At 74.6% G+C, this 14,032-nt stretch carries 14 protein-coding genes; 7 read left to right on the top strand and 7 right to left on the bottom strand.

The window, feature by feature from the left end; all coding sequences use genetic code 11:
• Position 1 precedes the first annotated feature (1 nt).
• Genes ACFQ46_RS19955 through rfbD form a run of 4 tightly spaced genes read right to left on the bottom strand, consistent with a single transcriptional unit; the run spans position 2 to position 4,010 of the window.
• Complete coding sequence (locus tag ACFQ46_RS19955; protein ID WP_380261335.1) at positions 2-1,453, bottom strand: phytoene desaturase family protein; 1,452 nt, start codon at positions 1,451-1,453, stop codon at positions 2-4.
• The gene (locus ACFQ46_RS19950; RefSeq protein ID WP_380261333.1) at positions 1,450-2,604 is read right to left on the bottom strand and encodes an HTTM domain-containing protein; all 1,155 of its coding nucleotides are present in this window, start codon (positions 2,602-2,604) and stop codon (positions 1,450-1,452) included. The genes ACFQ46_RS19955 and ACFQ46_RS19950 overlap by 4 nt, the downstream gene beginning before the upstream one ends.
• Entirely contained in the window at positions 2,601-3,086 is a 486-nt protein-coding gene (locus ACFQ46_RS19945) for a hypothetical protein (protein WP_380261331.1), read from the bottom strand. Before ACFQ46_RS19945 ends, ACFQ46_RS19950 begins: the two co-directional genes overlap by 4 nt.
• Before the next feature lie 54 nt (positions 3,087-3,140).
• Positions 3,141-4,010, bottom strand: coding sequence for a dTDP-4-dehydrorhamnose reductase (gene rfbD / locus ACFQ46_RS19940; protein ID WP_380261329.1), 870 nt, complete (start codon positions 4,008-4,010; stop codon positions 3,141-3,143).
• A gap of 125 nt (positions 4,011-4,135) precedes the next feature.
• Here rfbD and ACFQ46_RS19935 point away from each other — a divergent pair, with 125 nt between their 5' ends.
• Both ACFQ46_RS19935 and ACFQ46_RS19930 read left to right on the top strand, forming a co-directional pair.
• Positions 4,136-4,768, top strand: coding sequence for a dTDP-4-dehydrorhamnose 3,5-epimerase family protein (locus tag ACFQ46_RS19935; RefSeq protein ID WP_380261327.1), 633 nt, complete (start codon positions 4,136-4,138; stop codon positions 4,766-4,768).
• The gene (locus ACFQ46_RS19930) at positions 4,765-6,027 is read left to right on the top strand and encodes a glycosyltransferase family 4 protein (protein WP_380261325.1); all 1,263 of its coding nucleotides are present in this window, start codon (positions 4,765-4,767) and stop codon (positions 6,025-6,027) included. The genes ACFQ46_RS19935 and ACFQ46_RS19930 overlap by 4 nt, the downstream gene beginning before the upstream one ends.
• A 21-nt stretch (positions 6,028-6,048) precedes the next feature.
• Here ACFQ46_RS19930 and ACFQ46_RS19925 read toward each other — a convergent pair whose 3' ends face one another.
• Both ACFQ46_RS19925 and ACFQ46_RS19920 read right to left on the bottom strand, forming a co-directional pair.
• Positions 6,049-7,212 carry a glycosyltransferase gene (locus tag ACFQ46_RS19925; RefSeq protein WP_380261323.1) on the bottom strand — a complete coding sequence of 388 codons (1,164 nt, stop codon included), beginning with the start codon at positions 7,210-7,212 and terminating at the stop codon, positions 6,049-6,051.
• On the bottom strand, positions 7,209-8,210 hold the full coding sequence (locus tag ACFQ46_RS19920) for a glycosyltransferase (protein ID WP_380261321.1): 1,002 nt from the start codon (positions 8,208-8,210) through the stop codon (positions 7,209-7,211). The genes ACFQ46_RS19925 and ACFQ46_RS19920 overlap by 4 nt, the downstream gene beginning before the upstream one ends.
• Positions 8,211-8,336: 126 nt before the next feature.
• Here ACFQ46_RS19920 and ACFQ46_RS19915 point away from each other — a divergent pair, with 126 nt between their 5' ends.
• The 5 genes from ACFQ46_RS19915 to ACFQ46_RS19895 all read left to right on the top strand — a co-directional run bounded on the left by ACFQ46_RS19915 (position 8,337) and on the right by ACFQ46_RS19895 (position 13,051).
• Positions 8,337-9,179 (top strand): glycosyltransferase, encoded by an 843-nt coding sequence (locus ACFQ46_RS19915; RefSeq protein ID WP_380261319.1) that lies wholly within the window; start codon positions 8,337-8,339, stop codon positions 9,177-9,179.
• A 23-nt stretch (positions 9,180-9,202) separates the two neighbouring features.
• Positions 9,203-11,089, top strand: coding sequence for an ABC transporter ATP-binding protein (locus ACFQ46_RS19910; RefSeq protein WP_380261317.1), 1,887 nt, complete (start codon positions 9,203-9,205; stop codon positions 11,087-11,089).
• 90 nt (positions 11,090-11,179) lie between these two features.
• The gene (locus tag ACFQ46_RS19905) at positions 11,180-11,455 is read left to right on the top strand and encodes a PqqD family protein (protein ID WP_380261315.1); all 276 of its coding nucleotides are present in this window, start codon (positions 11,180-11,182) and stop codon (positions 11,453-11,455) included.
• Position 11,456: 1 nt separating this feature from the next.
• The gene (locus tag ACFQ46_RS19900; protein WP_380261313.1) at positions 11,457-11,864 is read left to right on the top strand and encodes a hypothetical protein; all 408 of its coding nucleotides are present in this window, start codon (positions 11,457-11,459) and stop codon (positions 11,862-11,864) included.
• Positions 11,861-13,051: an asparagine synthase-related protein gene (locus tag ACFQ46_RS19895; RefSeq protein ID WP_380261311.1), complete on the top strand. Its 1,191-nt coding sequence runs from the start codon at positions 11,861-11,863 to the stop codon at positions 13,049-13,051. Before ACFQ46_RS19900 ends, ACFQ46_RS19895 begins: the two co-directional genes overlap by 4 nt.
• Here ACFQ46_RS19895 and ACFQ46_RS19890 read toward each other — a convergent pair.
• Positions 13,005-13,895, bottom strand: a complete 891-nt coding sequence (locus tag ACFQ46_RS19890; RefSeq protein WP_380261309.1) for a hypothetical protein — start codon at positions 13,893-13,895, stop codon at positions 13,005-13,007. The two genes, ACFQ46_RS19895 and ACFQ46_RS19890, sit on opposite strands and share 47 nt — an antisense overlap.
• Positions 13,896-14,032 lie beyond the last annotated feature (137 nt).

The raw sequence follows: 14,032 nt of genomic DNA, 5'->3' as shown, positions 1-14,032 counted from the left end.
GTCAGCGGCCGGTGCGGCGCCGCCGGGCGAGGTCGGTGAGCGCCCGGGTGGCGGCGTGGAAACCGCACATGCCGTGGACCCCGCCGCCGGGCGGGGTCGCGGAGGAGCACAGGTAGACCCCCTCCAGCGGCGTCGAGTACGGGTCCAGACCGAGGACCGGCCGGAAGACCTGCTGACGCAGGGTCAGCGCACCGCCCCCGACGTCGCCCCCGACCAGGTTGGCGTTCTGCTCCTCCAACGCCGCCGGCGTCGTCTCGACCCGGGCGAGGACCCGGTCGCGGAACCCCGGCGCGAAGCGCTCGAACTGGCGGTCGATCCGCTCCCCCGTGCCCGGGTCGGTCGACCCCTGCGGCGTGTGCCCGTAGGCCCACACCACGTGCTGCCCGGACGGTGCCCGGCCGGGATCGGCGACGTCCTGCTGGGCGACGAGCACGAAGGGCCGGTCCGGGTGGCGCCCGCGGGCGACGTCGTCCTCGGCCGCCGCGACCTGCGCCGCGCTCCCGCCGAGGTGCACCGTGACGGCTCCGGCGAGCCGCGGATCGCGCCACGGGACGGGCCCGTCGAGCAGGTAGTCGACCTTGTGCGCGCCCGCGCCGTAGGTCCAGCGCCGCATCTGCGCCGCGTAGCGGGGCGGCAACGCGGTGCCGGCGATGCGCAACAGCTGGCGCGGGGTCAGGTCGAGCAGCGTCACGTCCGCGGTCCCGGCGACCTCCAGGTCCCCCAGGGTCCGCACGGGGTGGTTCAGCAGGACGGTGCCCCCGTGCTCGGCGAGCTCGGCCGCGAGCGCGGTCGCGATGGCCTGGGCGCCCCCCTGGGGCACCGGCCACCCGGTGGCGTGGGCGGCGGCCCCGAAGAGCATCCCGAACGCCGCCGTGAGCGGGCGGCTCTGCGGCTGCAGGGCGTGCGCGGCCATCCCGGCGAACAGAGCCCGGGCCCGGTCCTCGCGGAAGAGCGTGCGGTTCACCAGGTTCGCCGGCCAGACCGACTTCACCCCGAACCCGCCGAGCACGAGCGGGTCGGCCGGCACCCGCAGCAACGGACCCATGACCTGGGGGACGAGGGACTCCCAGTGCTCCACGGGCCCGGCGAAGAGCGCCTTCCAGGCGGCGCCGTCCCGGCCGAGTTCCCGCGCCGTCGCGTCGAGGTCGCCCTCGAGCAGCCCGGCGGGGCCGTCGTCGAGGGGGTGGCCGAGGGGGTAGCGGCCGTGCAGCCACCGCAGCCCGTGCCGCTCCAGCGGCAGGCTCTGGAAGAACGGGCTCGCCACGCCGAAGGGGTGCACGGCGGACCCGAGGTCGCTGACGACCCCCGGGCCGAGGAGTTCCGCGCTGCGGACCCCACCGCCGATGCTGTCGGCGGCCTCGAGGACGGTGACCTCCAACCCGGCGCGGGCCAGCAGCACGGCCGCGGACAACCCGTTGGGTCCCGCCCCGACGACGGTCGCGCGTCCGATCACGGTCTGACTCCGGCGGATTCGTCCACGACGCTCACCGTACGGCCACCGCGGAGGCGACCGAACAGGTCCCTGGCCACGTGCACCAGGTACCAGAGCGCGAGCACCGCGCCCACCACGACGACGACCTGGTTGAGCCGCGGGACCGCCCACGCCTCCGGGCGCAGCACCGCGCCGACCCCCAGCGCCAGGGCGAGCACCCCGGCCGCGACGGGGGTGAGCCGGGCGGATCCGGGGCGGGCCGCCAGGCGCTGCGCCGCAGTGGCCCGGGGGACTTCCCGCCGCAGCAGCGGCGACCGTGCCCAGAGCACGAACGCGGCGTAGGTGACGACGTTGCCGGAGAACCCGATGTTCATCATCAGCAGCACGCCGAGGTGGAAGAGCGAGGCGATCGCGATCCCGACCCGCCAGCAGCGCCAGTTCAGGACGGTGAGCACGAGCAGGCCCTCGAGCAGCACGGTGGCGACGTCGACGGATTCCCAGAAGACCCCGTCGTGCAGACCGATGAAGTGCCCGGCGAGCAGGTCCGTCCGGTCGTTGACGTAGTACTGGGTGAACATGACCCCCTGCACCGCATGGGTTCGCGGGTCCAGCCAGCCGCTGAGCACCTTCGGGACGGCGGCCGTCAGGAACCCCAGGCCGACGAGCAGGGCGAGCAGGCGCAGCGGCCACTGCGGGGTCTCGGCGGCCGGAGCGCCCGCTCCCCGCCGCCGGGCGTCGACCGACACCGCGTCGCCCCAGCGCGCGAACGCGAGCAGCACCGGGACGATGACGAGGAAGATGGTGTGGTCGATCTTGCCCAGGCTGTAGACGGTCCCGTACCCGCCCACCAGGGCGAGGGCCAGCACGATCGAGGCGGTGCGGGTGAACAACCCCACCAGCAGGAACCCCGCGCAGGTCCCGACCAGGAGTTCCAGGCCCAGCAGCACACCGTCCGGGGGGACGCGGTGCAGCAACGCGAACGGTCCGGCCGGGCCGTTGACGAAGGAGTCGGGGAACTGGGAGACCCAGCGGAAGCTCGGGGGGGACAGCAGGATCAGCAGCGCGAAGACGATGCGGTAGATCCCCAGGTCGCGCGGGGTGGCGTCACCGCGGGAGACCCACCGGTCGAAGACCTCAGCGCCGCGGGACACGCCGCGGGACACGCTGCTCACCGGGTCCCCCCGAGGTCGACGTGCACGTGGCGGCCGTCGGAGAGGACGCGGCGGGAGCCGTCGGTGACGGAGTAACCGACCTGCTGCCACTGGACGTCGAAACCCGTGACCGGACCGCCGGGGTCGTCGGCGAAGCGTTCCCGCAACCACGCGACCGTCCGGGGGTCGTCGGCGGTGGCCTGGTCGCGGAAACCCCGGCTGAAGACGTAGCGCGGCAGGATCCCGGTGGGCGGCAACGCATCGGCCATGGACATCGCGCGGGTGCGTCCGTCGGCGTAGTCGAGCGTGACCACCGCGTCGGTGGTCGTCGCCTCGCCCCCCGTCAGGGGGACACCCCCGAACGAGGGCTGGTAGAGACCGGGGTAGGGCTCCCCCACGACCTCCCGGACCACCACCTGGACCGGGAGCGCGCACAGGGCGAGCACGAAGACGGTACGGACCGCGCGACGCCGGGTGGGCGACGCGGAGGGCGAGTTCGTCACGCGCCGACCATAGGACGCGACTGTGCGTCACGACCCGCTTTTCGGGAAGAAGTTCTAGAGAACTTCCCCGTCGGCCAGGACGGTCGCTGCGGCGACGTCCCAGCGCTCGCGCCAGTCCCCGATCGGCTCGACCCCCACCCCGGGCAGGTTCGCGGTGGACAGGACCGAGAACGACGGGCGGGGGGCGGGACGCACGAACTCCGCGCTCGTGGTGGGTTTCAGCTCCACGGCGTCGAGGCCGGCGGAGGCCAGCACCGCCCCGGCGAAGTCGAACCACGAACACCGACCCGCGGCCACCGCGTGGTACGTCCCCGCCGGGGCCTGCGCCGCCACGAGCCGCAGCAGCAGCTGCGCCACGTCCCGGGTCCAGGTCGGCTGCCCGACCTGGTCGTCGACCACCGACAGCGCCCCGCGGGCCCGCCCGACGGTGACCATGGTCTTGGGGAAGCACCCTCCGTGCTCGCCGTAGAGCCAGGCCGTCCGCACGACCAGGGCGTCGGCCCCGCTGGCCCGCACCGCCCACTCCCCCGCGGCCTTGGTGCGTCCGTAGGCTCCCCGCGGGGCCGGCAGCGCGTCGGGAGCGTAGGGCTCGTCGGCCTCGCCGTCGAAGACGTAGTCGGTGGAGACGTGCAGGAACCGGGCACCGGCGTCCCGTGCGGCCAGGGCCAGGTTCCGGGCTCCGACCGCGTTCACCGCGAACGCGGCACCCTCCTCGGACTCGGCCGCGTCGACGGCCGTGTGCGCGGTGCAGTTCACCAGGACGTCGACAGCCCCCACGGCCCCGACGACCCGACGGCAGGCCTCGACGTCGGTCACGTCGACCTCGGCCCGGGTGAGTCCGACGACCTCGTGCCCCGCCGCGCGCAGCACCTCCACGACGTCGGTGCCGAGCATCCCGCCCGCTCCCGCCACGATCCAGCGCACGCACTCCCCCGTTCCTGAGTTCGGAACGCCCGGCCCCGCGGGCGTTCTCGGGCGACACCCTACGGTGACCGTGATGTCACGCACAGCCCTCCGCCTGCTCCGGACGAGCGGATAGGGTCCGCCACGTGCAGACACGCGAACTGAACGTCCCCGGCGCCTGGGAGATCACCCCCCGCCAGTTCGGCGACGACCGGGGAACGTTCATGGAGTGGTTCAAGGAACCCGCCTTCACCGCCGCGCTCGGCCACGGCCTGAACCTCGCCCAGGCGAACTGCTCCGTCTCGGCGGCCGGGGTCCTGCGCGGTGTGCACTACGCCGATGTCCCTCCGGGGCAGGCGAAGTACGTGTTCTGCGCGGCCGGCGCGGTCCTCGACGTGATCGTCGACCTGCGGGTCGGGTCGCCGACGTTCGGCACGTGGGACTCCGTCCTGCTCGACGACGTCGACCGCCGCGCGGTCTACCTCTCCGAGGGGCTCGGGCACGCGTTCCTCTCCCTCGCGGACGGGTCGACGGTCGTCTACCTCTGCTCGGAGGGCTACGCCCCCGACCGCGAGCACGGCATCCACCCGCTGGACCCGGACCTCGCCATCGCGTGGCCGACCCAGGGGCGTGACGGCCGCCCGCTGGAGCTGACGCTGTCCGGCAAGGACGAGCAGGCCCCCTCGCTGGCGCAGGCGCTGGCCGCGGGTGCCCTGCCCCGGGCCGACGTCGTCGCCGACCACGTCGCCGGGCTGCGCGGCGAGGCGGTGGCCCGGTGACCGCCGAGCACCAGGGGCACAACGGGCACCACGGGCACCACGCGCAGCAGCCGCTGCGGGGCCTGCGGCTGGCCGTCCTCTTCCCCGGCGACGCCACCGACCCGACCGTGCGCTCGGGCACGCCCTACGGCGTGCTGCAGGGCCTGCGCGGCTGGGGGGTCGACGTCGTGCCCGTCGACGTCCGGCCCGGGGCGAAGGTCGAACGCTACGCGGCGGCCGCGCTGGCCCCGCTGCACCGCGGCGGCGGCGCCGGACGCCCTGCGCGCGAACGGTTCCAGCGCGGCTACAGCGCCGCCCTCGTCGGGGCGCACCTGGCCGCCGGGCGCACGGTCACCGGTCAGCGACGCCTCGACCGGCTCGAGGGCCTGCACGGCGTCGTCCAGCTCGGCGGCGGCTACGAGGTCCGGACCGCGCTGCCCCGGGTCGTCTACGACGACATGACCGTCGCGCAGGCGCTGCGCTACCCCTACGTCAACTGGGAGACGATGCGCCGCCGCGACGTCGACTCCCGCCTGGCGCTGCAGACCCGCGTCTACCGCTCCGCGACGACGTGCTGCATGACCAGCAGCTGGGCCGCGGACTCCGCCGAGCAGGACTACGGCGTCCCCGCCGAGCACGTCCGCGTCGTCGGGGCGGGAACCCACGAACAGCCCCGGACGCCGGCGCGCGAGCAGACGCCCCCGCGCTACCTCTTCGTCGGGCTGGACTTCACCCGCAAGAACGGACCGCGCGTCCTCGAGGCGTTCGCGCGGGTCCAGGCGGTGCACCCCGACGCGACCCTCGACGTCGTCGGCGGGCACCCGCCGATCTCGGCCCCCGGGGTGCGCACGCACGGGAGGATCCCGCGCCGGGAACCCGCCGGGCGGGCCCGCCTGCAGCAGTTGTTCGACGACGCCACCTGCTTCGTGATGCCGTCGCTGTACGAACCCGCCGGGGTCGTGTTCACCGAGGCCGCCGCCGCAGGACTGCCCAGCATCGGCGGTTCCAACGGGGGGTCCGCGGACTTCATCGGCGACGGTGGGGTCGTCGTGGAACCCACCGACACCGACGCCGTCCACGCGGCCATGCTGCGCTTCGCCGACCCCGTGGTGGCGGCCGCGACGGGCGCCCGGGCCGCGGCCCGCTCGCCGCTGTTCACGTGGTCGGCGCTGGCCGCCCGGTTGGTGCGCGGTCTGGAACTGGGCGGACCGTTCGCCGCCGACGTGACGGACCTGCCCGACTTCCTGCCCCGTCACCCGCAGGCCGGCCACCCGGCCTGACCCGCGGGTCACGACGACGGGTCAGCGGGCGGTCTCCGCCACGATCTCCCGCAGCTGCGCCGCCCGGTCGTCCCAGGTGTTCGCCGCGGCGTAGGTCCGGCGTTCCGCGCGGGTCCGGGAGGGTTCCGCGAGCGCGGCCTCGACGAGCTTCGGCAGGTCGCGCGAGGGCAGCGAGAAGTGCACCAGCCCCTCCGGGAACTCCCCCAGCGCCGGGCAGCCCGTCGCCGCGATGGGGGTCCCGGCGCGCAGGTAGTCCCAGATCTTCAGCGGCGACGCGTACTGCTGCCACGGGTCGTCGACGTAGGGGACGGTGCTGCAGTCCAGCGCCTCGACCCAGGCGGGAACCTCCGTGTTCGGCACCGGCGGGAGCAGGTGGACGTTCGGGCGACGCAGCAGGGCGTCGAGCTCCGCGCGGTCGATCCGTTGGCTGACCGGGCCGATGAGCAGGACGGAACCCCCGGGGTTCCGGTCGGCGACCTCGGCCAGCGCGGCGTGGTCCCAGCGCGAGTCGACCCGGCCGACGGCCCCGATCAGCGGCCGCGGGAAACGTTCCAGGGGTTCGGGAACCGCCTGCGCCGCAGTCGATCCAAAACGTCCTGCGAGGGACCCGTGGCGCAGCAGGCGGGCCGTGACCCCCTCCTCGGCCAGTCGGGTGACCAGGCGCGTCGAGATCGCGCAGACCACGTCGGCGATCTCCCAGGTGCGTCGCTGGCGTTCGCGGATCACCTGCGCCGACAACCCCGTGAGGTGCGCACCGGCCTCCAGCCAGTCCTTGACGATGGCGACCTTCACCGCGCCGCGCGGGATCCAGGTGCTGTCGTCGAAGGCCGCCGCGGTCACCACGACGCCGACGTCGAGCCCGGCCGCCTTCACCGCACGCGCCACCTGCGCGCGTCGCCACGGCGCCGAGGCGCGGCGGACCAGGGCGTTCTCCTTCTTCGGCAGCGACGAGGTGCGCACGACCGTGACCTCACCCTCGGTCCGCGTCGGACGGGCCAGGAGTTCCACGACGCCGCGCACGGCCCGCACCCCGCGCCGGCGCTTCAGCACCGTCAGGACGCTGAACGCCGGGTCGACGAAGAGGACCCGGCCGTCGCGGCTCAACGCCTCGGCGAGGTAGTGCTCGGTGAGCCACGTCTCGTCCCAGGGACTGCTGCCGTAGAACACCACGTCCTGACCGCTCACCGGCCCACCTCCTGGGAGTTCACGACGGGTTCGGGGACCTCGACGCTGCGCGGTCCCGACCGGGGACGCAGACCGGTCGCGAGGTTCACCCCGACGAACAGGACACGCGCGGTGGAGTACGCCGCGACGTAGCGGAGCGTCGCGGCCGGGGTCGGGCGGAACTCCTTCGCCGCGACCGGACGGGCCAGGCCCACCACCCCGAGCCGGACGTGGGCCGCGGCGACACCGAGGAAGTGGCGACGGCCGCGGGAACGGGAGACGTCGACGTCGCGACGGCCCCGGGCCACCCGCAACGTCTTGCCGCACATCTCCTTCCACGTCGCGCGGGCCGGGTGGTCGACGACCGCGTCGTCGGCGTAGACCTGCTTCCCACCGCTGCGCGCGACCCGCTGGCCCCACTCCGCGTCACCGCGGGAGGCGAGGCGGGCGTCGAAACCCCCGACCTCCTCGAGGGTCGTGCGCCAGGTGAGGACGTTGGCGGTGACGGCGAAGTGCTGCTTGGCCAGGTAGTCGCGCTGCGGGAACGCGTGCGCCGCCTCGTAGACCTCCCAGGCCGTCACCGGGTGCCCCTCCCGGAACACCAGGTCGACGCGGCCGCCGACCATCGCGACGTCGGGCTGCGAACGCAGTGCGGCCACCCCTCGGGTGATCCAGTCCGGGTGCGGCCGGCAGTCGGCGTCGGTGAAGGCCACGACCTCCCCGCGGACGTGGGGCAGGGCGGCGTTGCGGGCCCGGTAGGAACCCGGGACCGGTTCGTGCAGCAGCCGGACCCGGGGGTCGGGCGGCAACGCGGCGGCGACGTCCTCGGTGGAGGCGTTGTCGACGACGAGGACCTCGATCAGGTCGCCCGGGTAGTCCTGCGCGAGGAGGGCCTGCACGCAGGTGCGCAGGAGGGCGGTGCCGTCGTGCACGGGCACGATGACGGAGACCCTCGGGAGGCCCCCGGGGAGACGGCCGGGTTCGGAGGGGTCACGGGTCGTCTGATCGGGCGGGGTCACGGCGCGAGGATGCTACGCCAGGTCATCTGAGCGCAACGAAGCGTGTGCAACCATGCGGCGACGAGCGAGAGGAGCGACGACCCCGTGAACAGCTCGAACCCCAGGTCCACGAACACCCCGAACCCCATGTCCGTGGACGTCATCGTCCCCACCAAGGACGATCCCCGGTTGATCGACTGCGTCCGCGCCGTCCTCGCGCAGGACCACCCGGCCGACGCGCTGCACGTGATCGTCGCCGACAACGGTTCCGCCCACCCGCAGCGCCGGGTCGCCGACCTCGACCCCCGGGTGGAGTTCCTCGTCGAGACCCGCCCTGGCTCCTACGCCGCCCGCAACGCGGCGCTCGCGGTGGCGAAGGGCGACGTCCTCGCCTTCACCGACTCCGACACCCTGCCCGACCCGGGGTGGATCTCGGGTGCGCTGCGGGCGATCGAGGCCGGCGCGAAGGTCGTCGCCGGCCGTGTCCGCGTCTACGCCCGCGACGACACCCGCCCGCACCCCGTCGAGGCCTTCGAGGTCGTCAACGCCTTCCGCCAGGACCGCACCGTCCCGCGGGGCTTCGCCGTCACCGCGAACATCGTCGTCCCGCGCGAGGTCCTCGACGTCGTCGGCCCGTTCAACGCCGACCTCCCCTCCGGCGGGGACGCCGAGTGGTGCGGCCGGGCCGTGGCCGCGGGTTTCCCCCTCACCTACGTCGACGACGCCGTCGTCGCCCACCCGGCGCGGGAGTCCTACGCCGAGGCGTGGAAGAAGCTGTGCCGGGTCCAGCACGGTCGGCAGTTGCGCGTCCGCGCGGGCGAGAACCCGCCGGGTGAGTTGTCGCTCAAGGCCTTCGCCCCCCCGGTGGGCTCCGTCCTGCGGGCGCTCCGGGCCCGGGAGCTGTCAGGGCCCCGCAGTCGCGCGGCCTACGTCGTCGGGGCGTTCTACATGCGCTACGGACGGGCCGCGGCGGCGGTGAAGTACCGCTGAGCACCGCACCACGGGTGGACGCGGTGAGCATCGCCCGCGAGCGCCGTTCCCGACGGCGCCGGCTCGGGTCGTTGCCGACGCTGGTGGTCGAGGCGCTGCGGTTGTGCTGGAGCGCCCGCCGCCGCGACCTGGTCCTGATCTTCGGCGTGCAGCTGCTGGGGTCGGCCCTGGTCGCGGTGCAGGTGCTGGTGGGGCGCGAGGCCCTGACCCGCGTCCTGGGCGGTGGGGGCGGCGCGACGACCGGCGCGGCGAGCGGCGCCGAGGGCGATCTGCTGCGGGCCGCCGCGGGCCCGCTGGTGACGCTGGCCGGGGTGAGCCTGCTCGCCGGGCTGGCGGGGGCGGTGCGCGGGCAGCGGATGCGGCTGCTCTCGGAGGCCGTGCAGCGCGCGGTCTGGGACCGGGTGCTCAACACCACGACCCGGGTGGGCCTCGACCGCTTCGACGACCCCGCGTTCTACGACCGGCTGCAACGGGTGACGACGAACGCCGTGTCGCGTCCGGTCGGTGTCGCGCAGGGCCTCGTGGGGATCCTCGGTGGCCTCGTGGGGTCGGTCGGGCTGGTGATCGCCCTCTGGACGATCCAGCCCGTGCTGCTGCCGGTCCTGGTCCTCGCGGGGGTTCCGCTGCTCCTGCTCACCCGTCGCGGGGGACGCCTCGAGTTCGACTTCGCCGTCGGGCAGGCGACCGCCTACCGGGTCCGGACCTACGTGCGCTCCGCGCTGACGGGTCGCCGCGAGGCCAAGGAGGTGCGGGCCTACGACCTGGCCGGTGAACTCCGGGAGCGCTACGACGACCTGCTCGACCGCTACCAGCAGGACCTCACGGCCCACGTCGGGCGGCGGATGCGGTTGACGCTGCTCGCCCAGGTGCTCACCGCGGCGAGCGTCGTCGCGACGGTGGCGATCCTGCTGTGGCTGGTGGACTCGGGGCGGATGACGCTGGCCGACGCGGGGGCGGCGGGTGCGGCGGCCCCGTTGCTGGCGTCGCGGTTGCAGACGCTGGCGAGCGGCGTGGGGAACGTGCTGGAGTCGGGGTTGTTCCTGGACGACCTGCACGGGTTCCTGGAGCTGGGCGCCGAGGCCGCCCGCCCTCCGGGACCGGCGGCCGGTGCCTTCGAGGAACTGAGGGTCGACGACGTCGTGTTCGGCTACCCGCAGGGTGGCGGGCCGGCGCTGCAGGGGGTCTCGCTGTCGGTCCGGCGCGGGGAGGTGGTCGCCCTGGTGGGGGAGAACGGGTCGGGGAAGACGACGCTGTCGAAGCTGATCGCCGGGTTGCTGCGACCGGACTCCGGTGCGGTGCGCTGGAACGGCGAGGACGTCGCGGGTCTGGACGAGACCTCGGTGCGCGACCAGATCGCGGTGGTGTTCCAGGACTTCGTGCAGTGGCAGTTCAGCGGGCAGGAGAACATCGCCGTGGGCCGGACCGGTCGCGGCGACGAGGCCTCCGCGGTGCCGGCGGCCGCCCGCCAGGCCGGTGCCGACGACCTGCTGCGGCGGCTGCCGGCGGGCTACGCGACGCCGCTGAGCGCGGAACTGCCCGGTGGGGTCGACCTCTCGCTCGGGCAGTGGCAGCGGGTGGCGCTGGCCCGGGCGTTCTACCGCGGGGCGGACCTGGTGATCCTCGACGAACCCACCGCCGCCCTCGACGCCCGCGCCGAGGCGGAACTCTTCGCCGGGATCCGCGAGCTGATGGCGGGGCGGACGGTCGTCCTCGTCTCGCACCGGTTCTCCAGCGTGCGCGAGGCCGACCGGATCGTCGTGCTGCGCGAGGGACGCGTCGACGACACCGGGACCCACGACGAGCTGCTGGCCCGGGGTGGGCTGTACGCGGAGCTCTACACGTTGCAGGCGCAGGCGTACCAGACGGAGGTCCTGCCCCCGGGGTGCGCGGGGCGTCACGCAGCGCAGTGAGGATGCCGTGAGGATCGGGGCCTGGGCGCACCCTGCGTGACGACGACCAACCGTCCTGCCTCAGTGTCGCTGTGCGCTTACTCTGTGCTCGTGAACGAGCAAGGTCAGTCACTGGTCGCGGTCCGGGCGGACGAGCTGGCGTGGAACGAGGTCGACGACCAGATCGTGGTCCTCGACACCGCCACCTCGACCTACCACGCGGTGTCCGGAGCGGGCGTCACGCTGTGGCCGCTCCTGGTCGAGGGCACCACGCGGGCGGACCTGCTGGTCCGCCTGACCGACACCTTCGACGTCCCCGCCGACCGCGCCGAGGCCGACCTCGAGGCCTTCCTGGACTCCTGCGCCCCGCTGCTGCGGACGACCTGACGTGCACCCCACCCGTCGCGCGCTGCGTCGCACCGGGCGCCGGGTCGGCCGGCGGCTGCGGCTGGCCCGCGAGGGTGGGCTGAGCGCGGCGTGGTGGGCCGACCGTTCGCTGCGCGAGGTGCGCAGGGTGCTGCCCGAGGACGGGTTGCGGACCCGGGTCGTCCCCCCGAAGGACCTGCCTCCCCGGGCCCTGGCCGCCGTCGAGGCCGTGCTGAGCCGGCGCGGGGCGACCTGCCTGCAGCGCTGTCTCATCGTGCAGGCCTGGTTGACGGCCCACGGTGAGCACCACGAGATCGTCGTCGCCGCCTCGGTGGCGGACGGCTTCGCGGCGCACGCCTGGCTGGACGGGCACGACGAGGACGAGAGCACGACCTACCGGGAACTGACGAGGGTCCCGGCCCTGCGGTGAGCTCCACCCCCGCCGAGGACCCCCTGCTGCGGTTGACCCCGCTGGAGAGCAGCTGGGGCATGCCCCTCGGGCCCCAGCCCGGGGTCGAGCCCCTGCCCCTTCTTCCCCGGACGACGGCGCGGGGTCCCTCGCCGCTGCGCACCGCGGTGGAGGCCGTCGTGCTGCCCGCCTTGCAGCGGAACCCCTGCGTCGTCAGCTTCTCCGGCGGGCGCGACTCCTCCACCGTGCTCGCGGTGGCGACCTCGGTCGCCCGTCGGGAGGGGCTGCCCGACCCGGTCCCCTACTCCCACCGCTTCCCGGCCGTCGTGGACTCCCACGAGGACGACTGGCAGGAACTCGTCGTGCGACACCTCGGCCTGGAGGAGTGGCAGCGCCCGACCTGGACCGACGAGCTCGACGTCCTGGGCCCGCACGCGCGCACCGTCCTGCTGCGCGACGGGGTGCTGTCCCCCTTCAACGGTCACCTGCACGAACCGGTCTTCGCCGCGGCCCGCGGCGGGTCGGTGCTCACCGGGATCGGCGGCGACGAGCTCTTCTCGCAGGTCGCGCGCTACCCCGTCGTGCGGGTCGCGGCCCGTCGTGCGCCGCTGCGGTGGCGTTCGCTGCCGAACCTCGCGTTCTCGGCCGCGGCGCCGAGGTCGTGGCGGGCCCGGCGCGGTGGCCGCCACCTCGACCTCGACCACGACTGGCTGCGCCCGGACACCGCGCGGGAACTGCGGCGGGCCAACGCCCTCGACGCCGCGGCGCAGCCGCTGCGCTGGGACGTCGCCGCCGCGGCGTGGACGTGGCCCGGACGGGTCCTGCAACTCCCCCGCCGGGCCAAGCAGCGGATGGCGCAGGCCCACGACGTCGTCGTCGAGCACCCCTTCGCGGCGGCTCCCGTGCTGGCCGCGGCCGCGGCGACCTGGGGCTGGTCCGGCCCCCGCGGTCGCAGCGGGGAACTGCTCGAGCACTTCGGCGACCTGCTGCCGCGGGAACTCCTCACCCGCGAGACGAAGGCCGGGTTCAACGGGGCGTTCTGGGCCGGGCCGGCGGCGGAGTTCGCCCGGGGCTGGACCGGGGGCGGGGTCGACGCCGACCTCGTCGACCCGCAGGCGCTGCACGCGCAGTGGAGCTCACCGGCCCCGGACCTGCACACCCTCACCCTGCTGCAGCAGGCGTGGCTCGCCGCGCACCCCACCGGCTGAGTTCACGACCGAGGGTCTGCGCCGCCCGGTCGACCTCGGCGAAGCGCTGCGGACGCTGGAACCGCACCGTCGGCAGGGCCAGCAGCCGCAGCATCCCGCGCTGGTCGGCGGGCGGGAGCTTCAGGGCCAGACCCTCCAGCAGGGCCGGCCACCGCTGGTCGAGGGGGACCTCGGTGACGGCGAGGTGGTCGCCCCAGGCCAGGTGGACGAGGCCCGCCAGCTCCAGGTCGTGGTCGAGGCGGTCGTCCCGGCCGCTGCCGGGCAGTTCCACCCGCCAGCGCTGGCGACGGCCCACGACGCCGATGTCCTCGCCGACCCCGTAGTGCTCGGCGGTGGGACGGCGCAGGTCGATGCAGCGCGGCCCGGGCAGCACCCGGGCGCCGTCGAGGACCAGGACGTCGTCGGTCACCAGCGGGTAGCCCGCACCCACCAGGGAGTACATCGCGGTGCTCTTGCCGGCTCCGCGTTCCCCCAGCACCGCCCAGACCCGTCCGTCGACGACGACCGCACCGGCGTGCAGGGCGATCCGGCCCGCCCAGTGGGCGACGGTGACGGCCGTGGAGGCCAGGTGGGGGTGCACGACCTCGAGGTCGGTGGGCAGGGTGCTCGCCCGGAACGTCGTCGTCGCGGACGCGCGGTCGATCTCGACGTCACCGCCGTCCATCCCCAGCACGGCCCGACGGGAGTCCACCGAGGTCTCCACGGGGGTCCGCCCCTCGACCCGGGTGCGCTCGATGCGCCAGAGGGTCTCGTCGCCACGGGCGGGGTGCAGCAGGTGCGCGGCCCCGCGCAGGTCGGGCAGGGCGAGTCCGTAGGCGACGGGCACCCCGGAGGTGGTGGTCATGGGAGAAGACAAGCAGCCCGTTCCCCCACGTGCCGCACCACCCGGGAAAGTCCCTACTCTCCGTTGAGATGATCTTGACGAAGAGTGCCCAAGGAGGACCCAGGTGCAGTAACGTTCGATCGACCGAGTGTCACGTT

Source organism: Kineococcus sp. GCM10028916 (genome assembly GCF_042674865.1).
Lineage (GTDB): Bacteria > Actinomycetota > Actinomycetes > Actinomycetales > Kineococcaceae > Kineococcus.
Note: the sequence above shows the minus strand (reverse complement) of the source record. Positions and strands in the feature narration are given on the sequence as shown.

What these genes read in the sequence shown, in the direction of transcription:
- ACFQ46_RS19915 (WP_380261319.1), top strand. Translation starts at nt 8,337, where the DNA reads ATGTCCGTGGACGTCATCGTCCCCACCAAGGACGATCCCCGGTTGATC.
- ACFQ46_RS19890 (WP_380261309.1), bottom strand. Translation starts at nt 13,895, where the DNA reads ATGACCACCACCTCCGGGGTGCCCGTCGCCTACGGACTCGCCCTGCCC.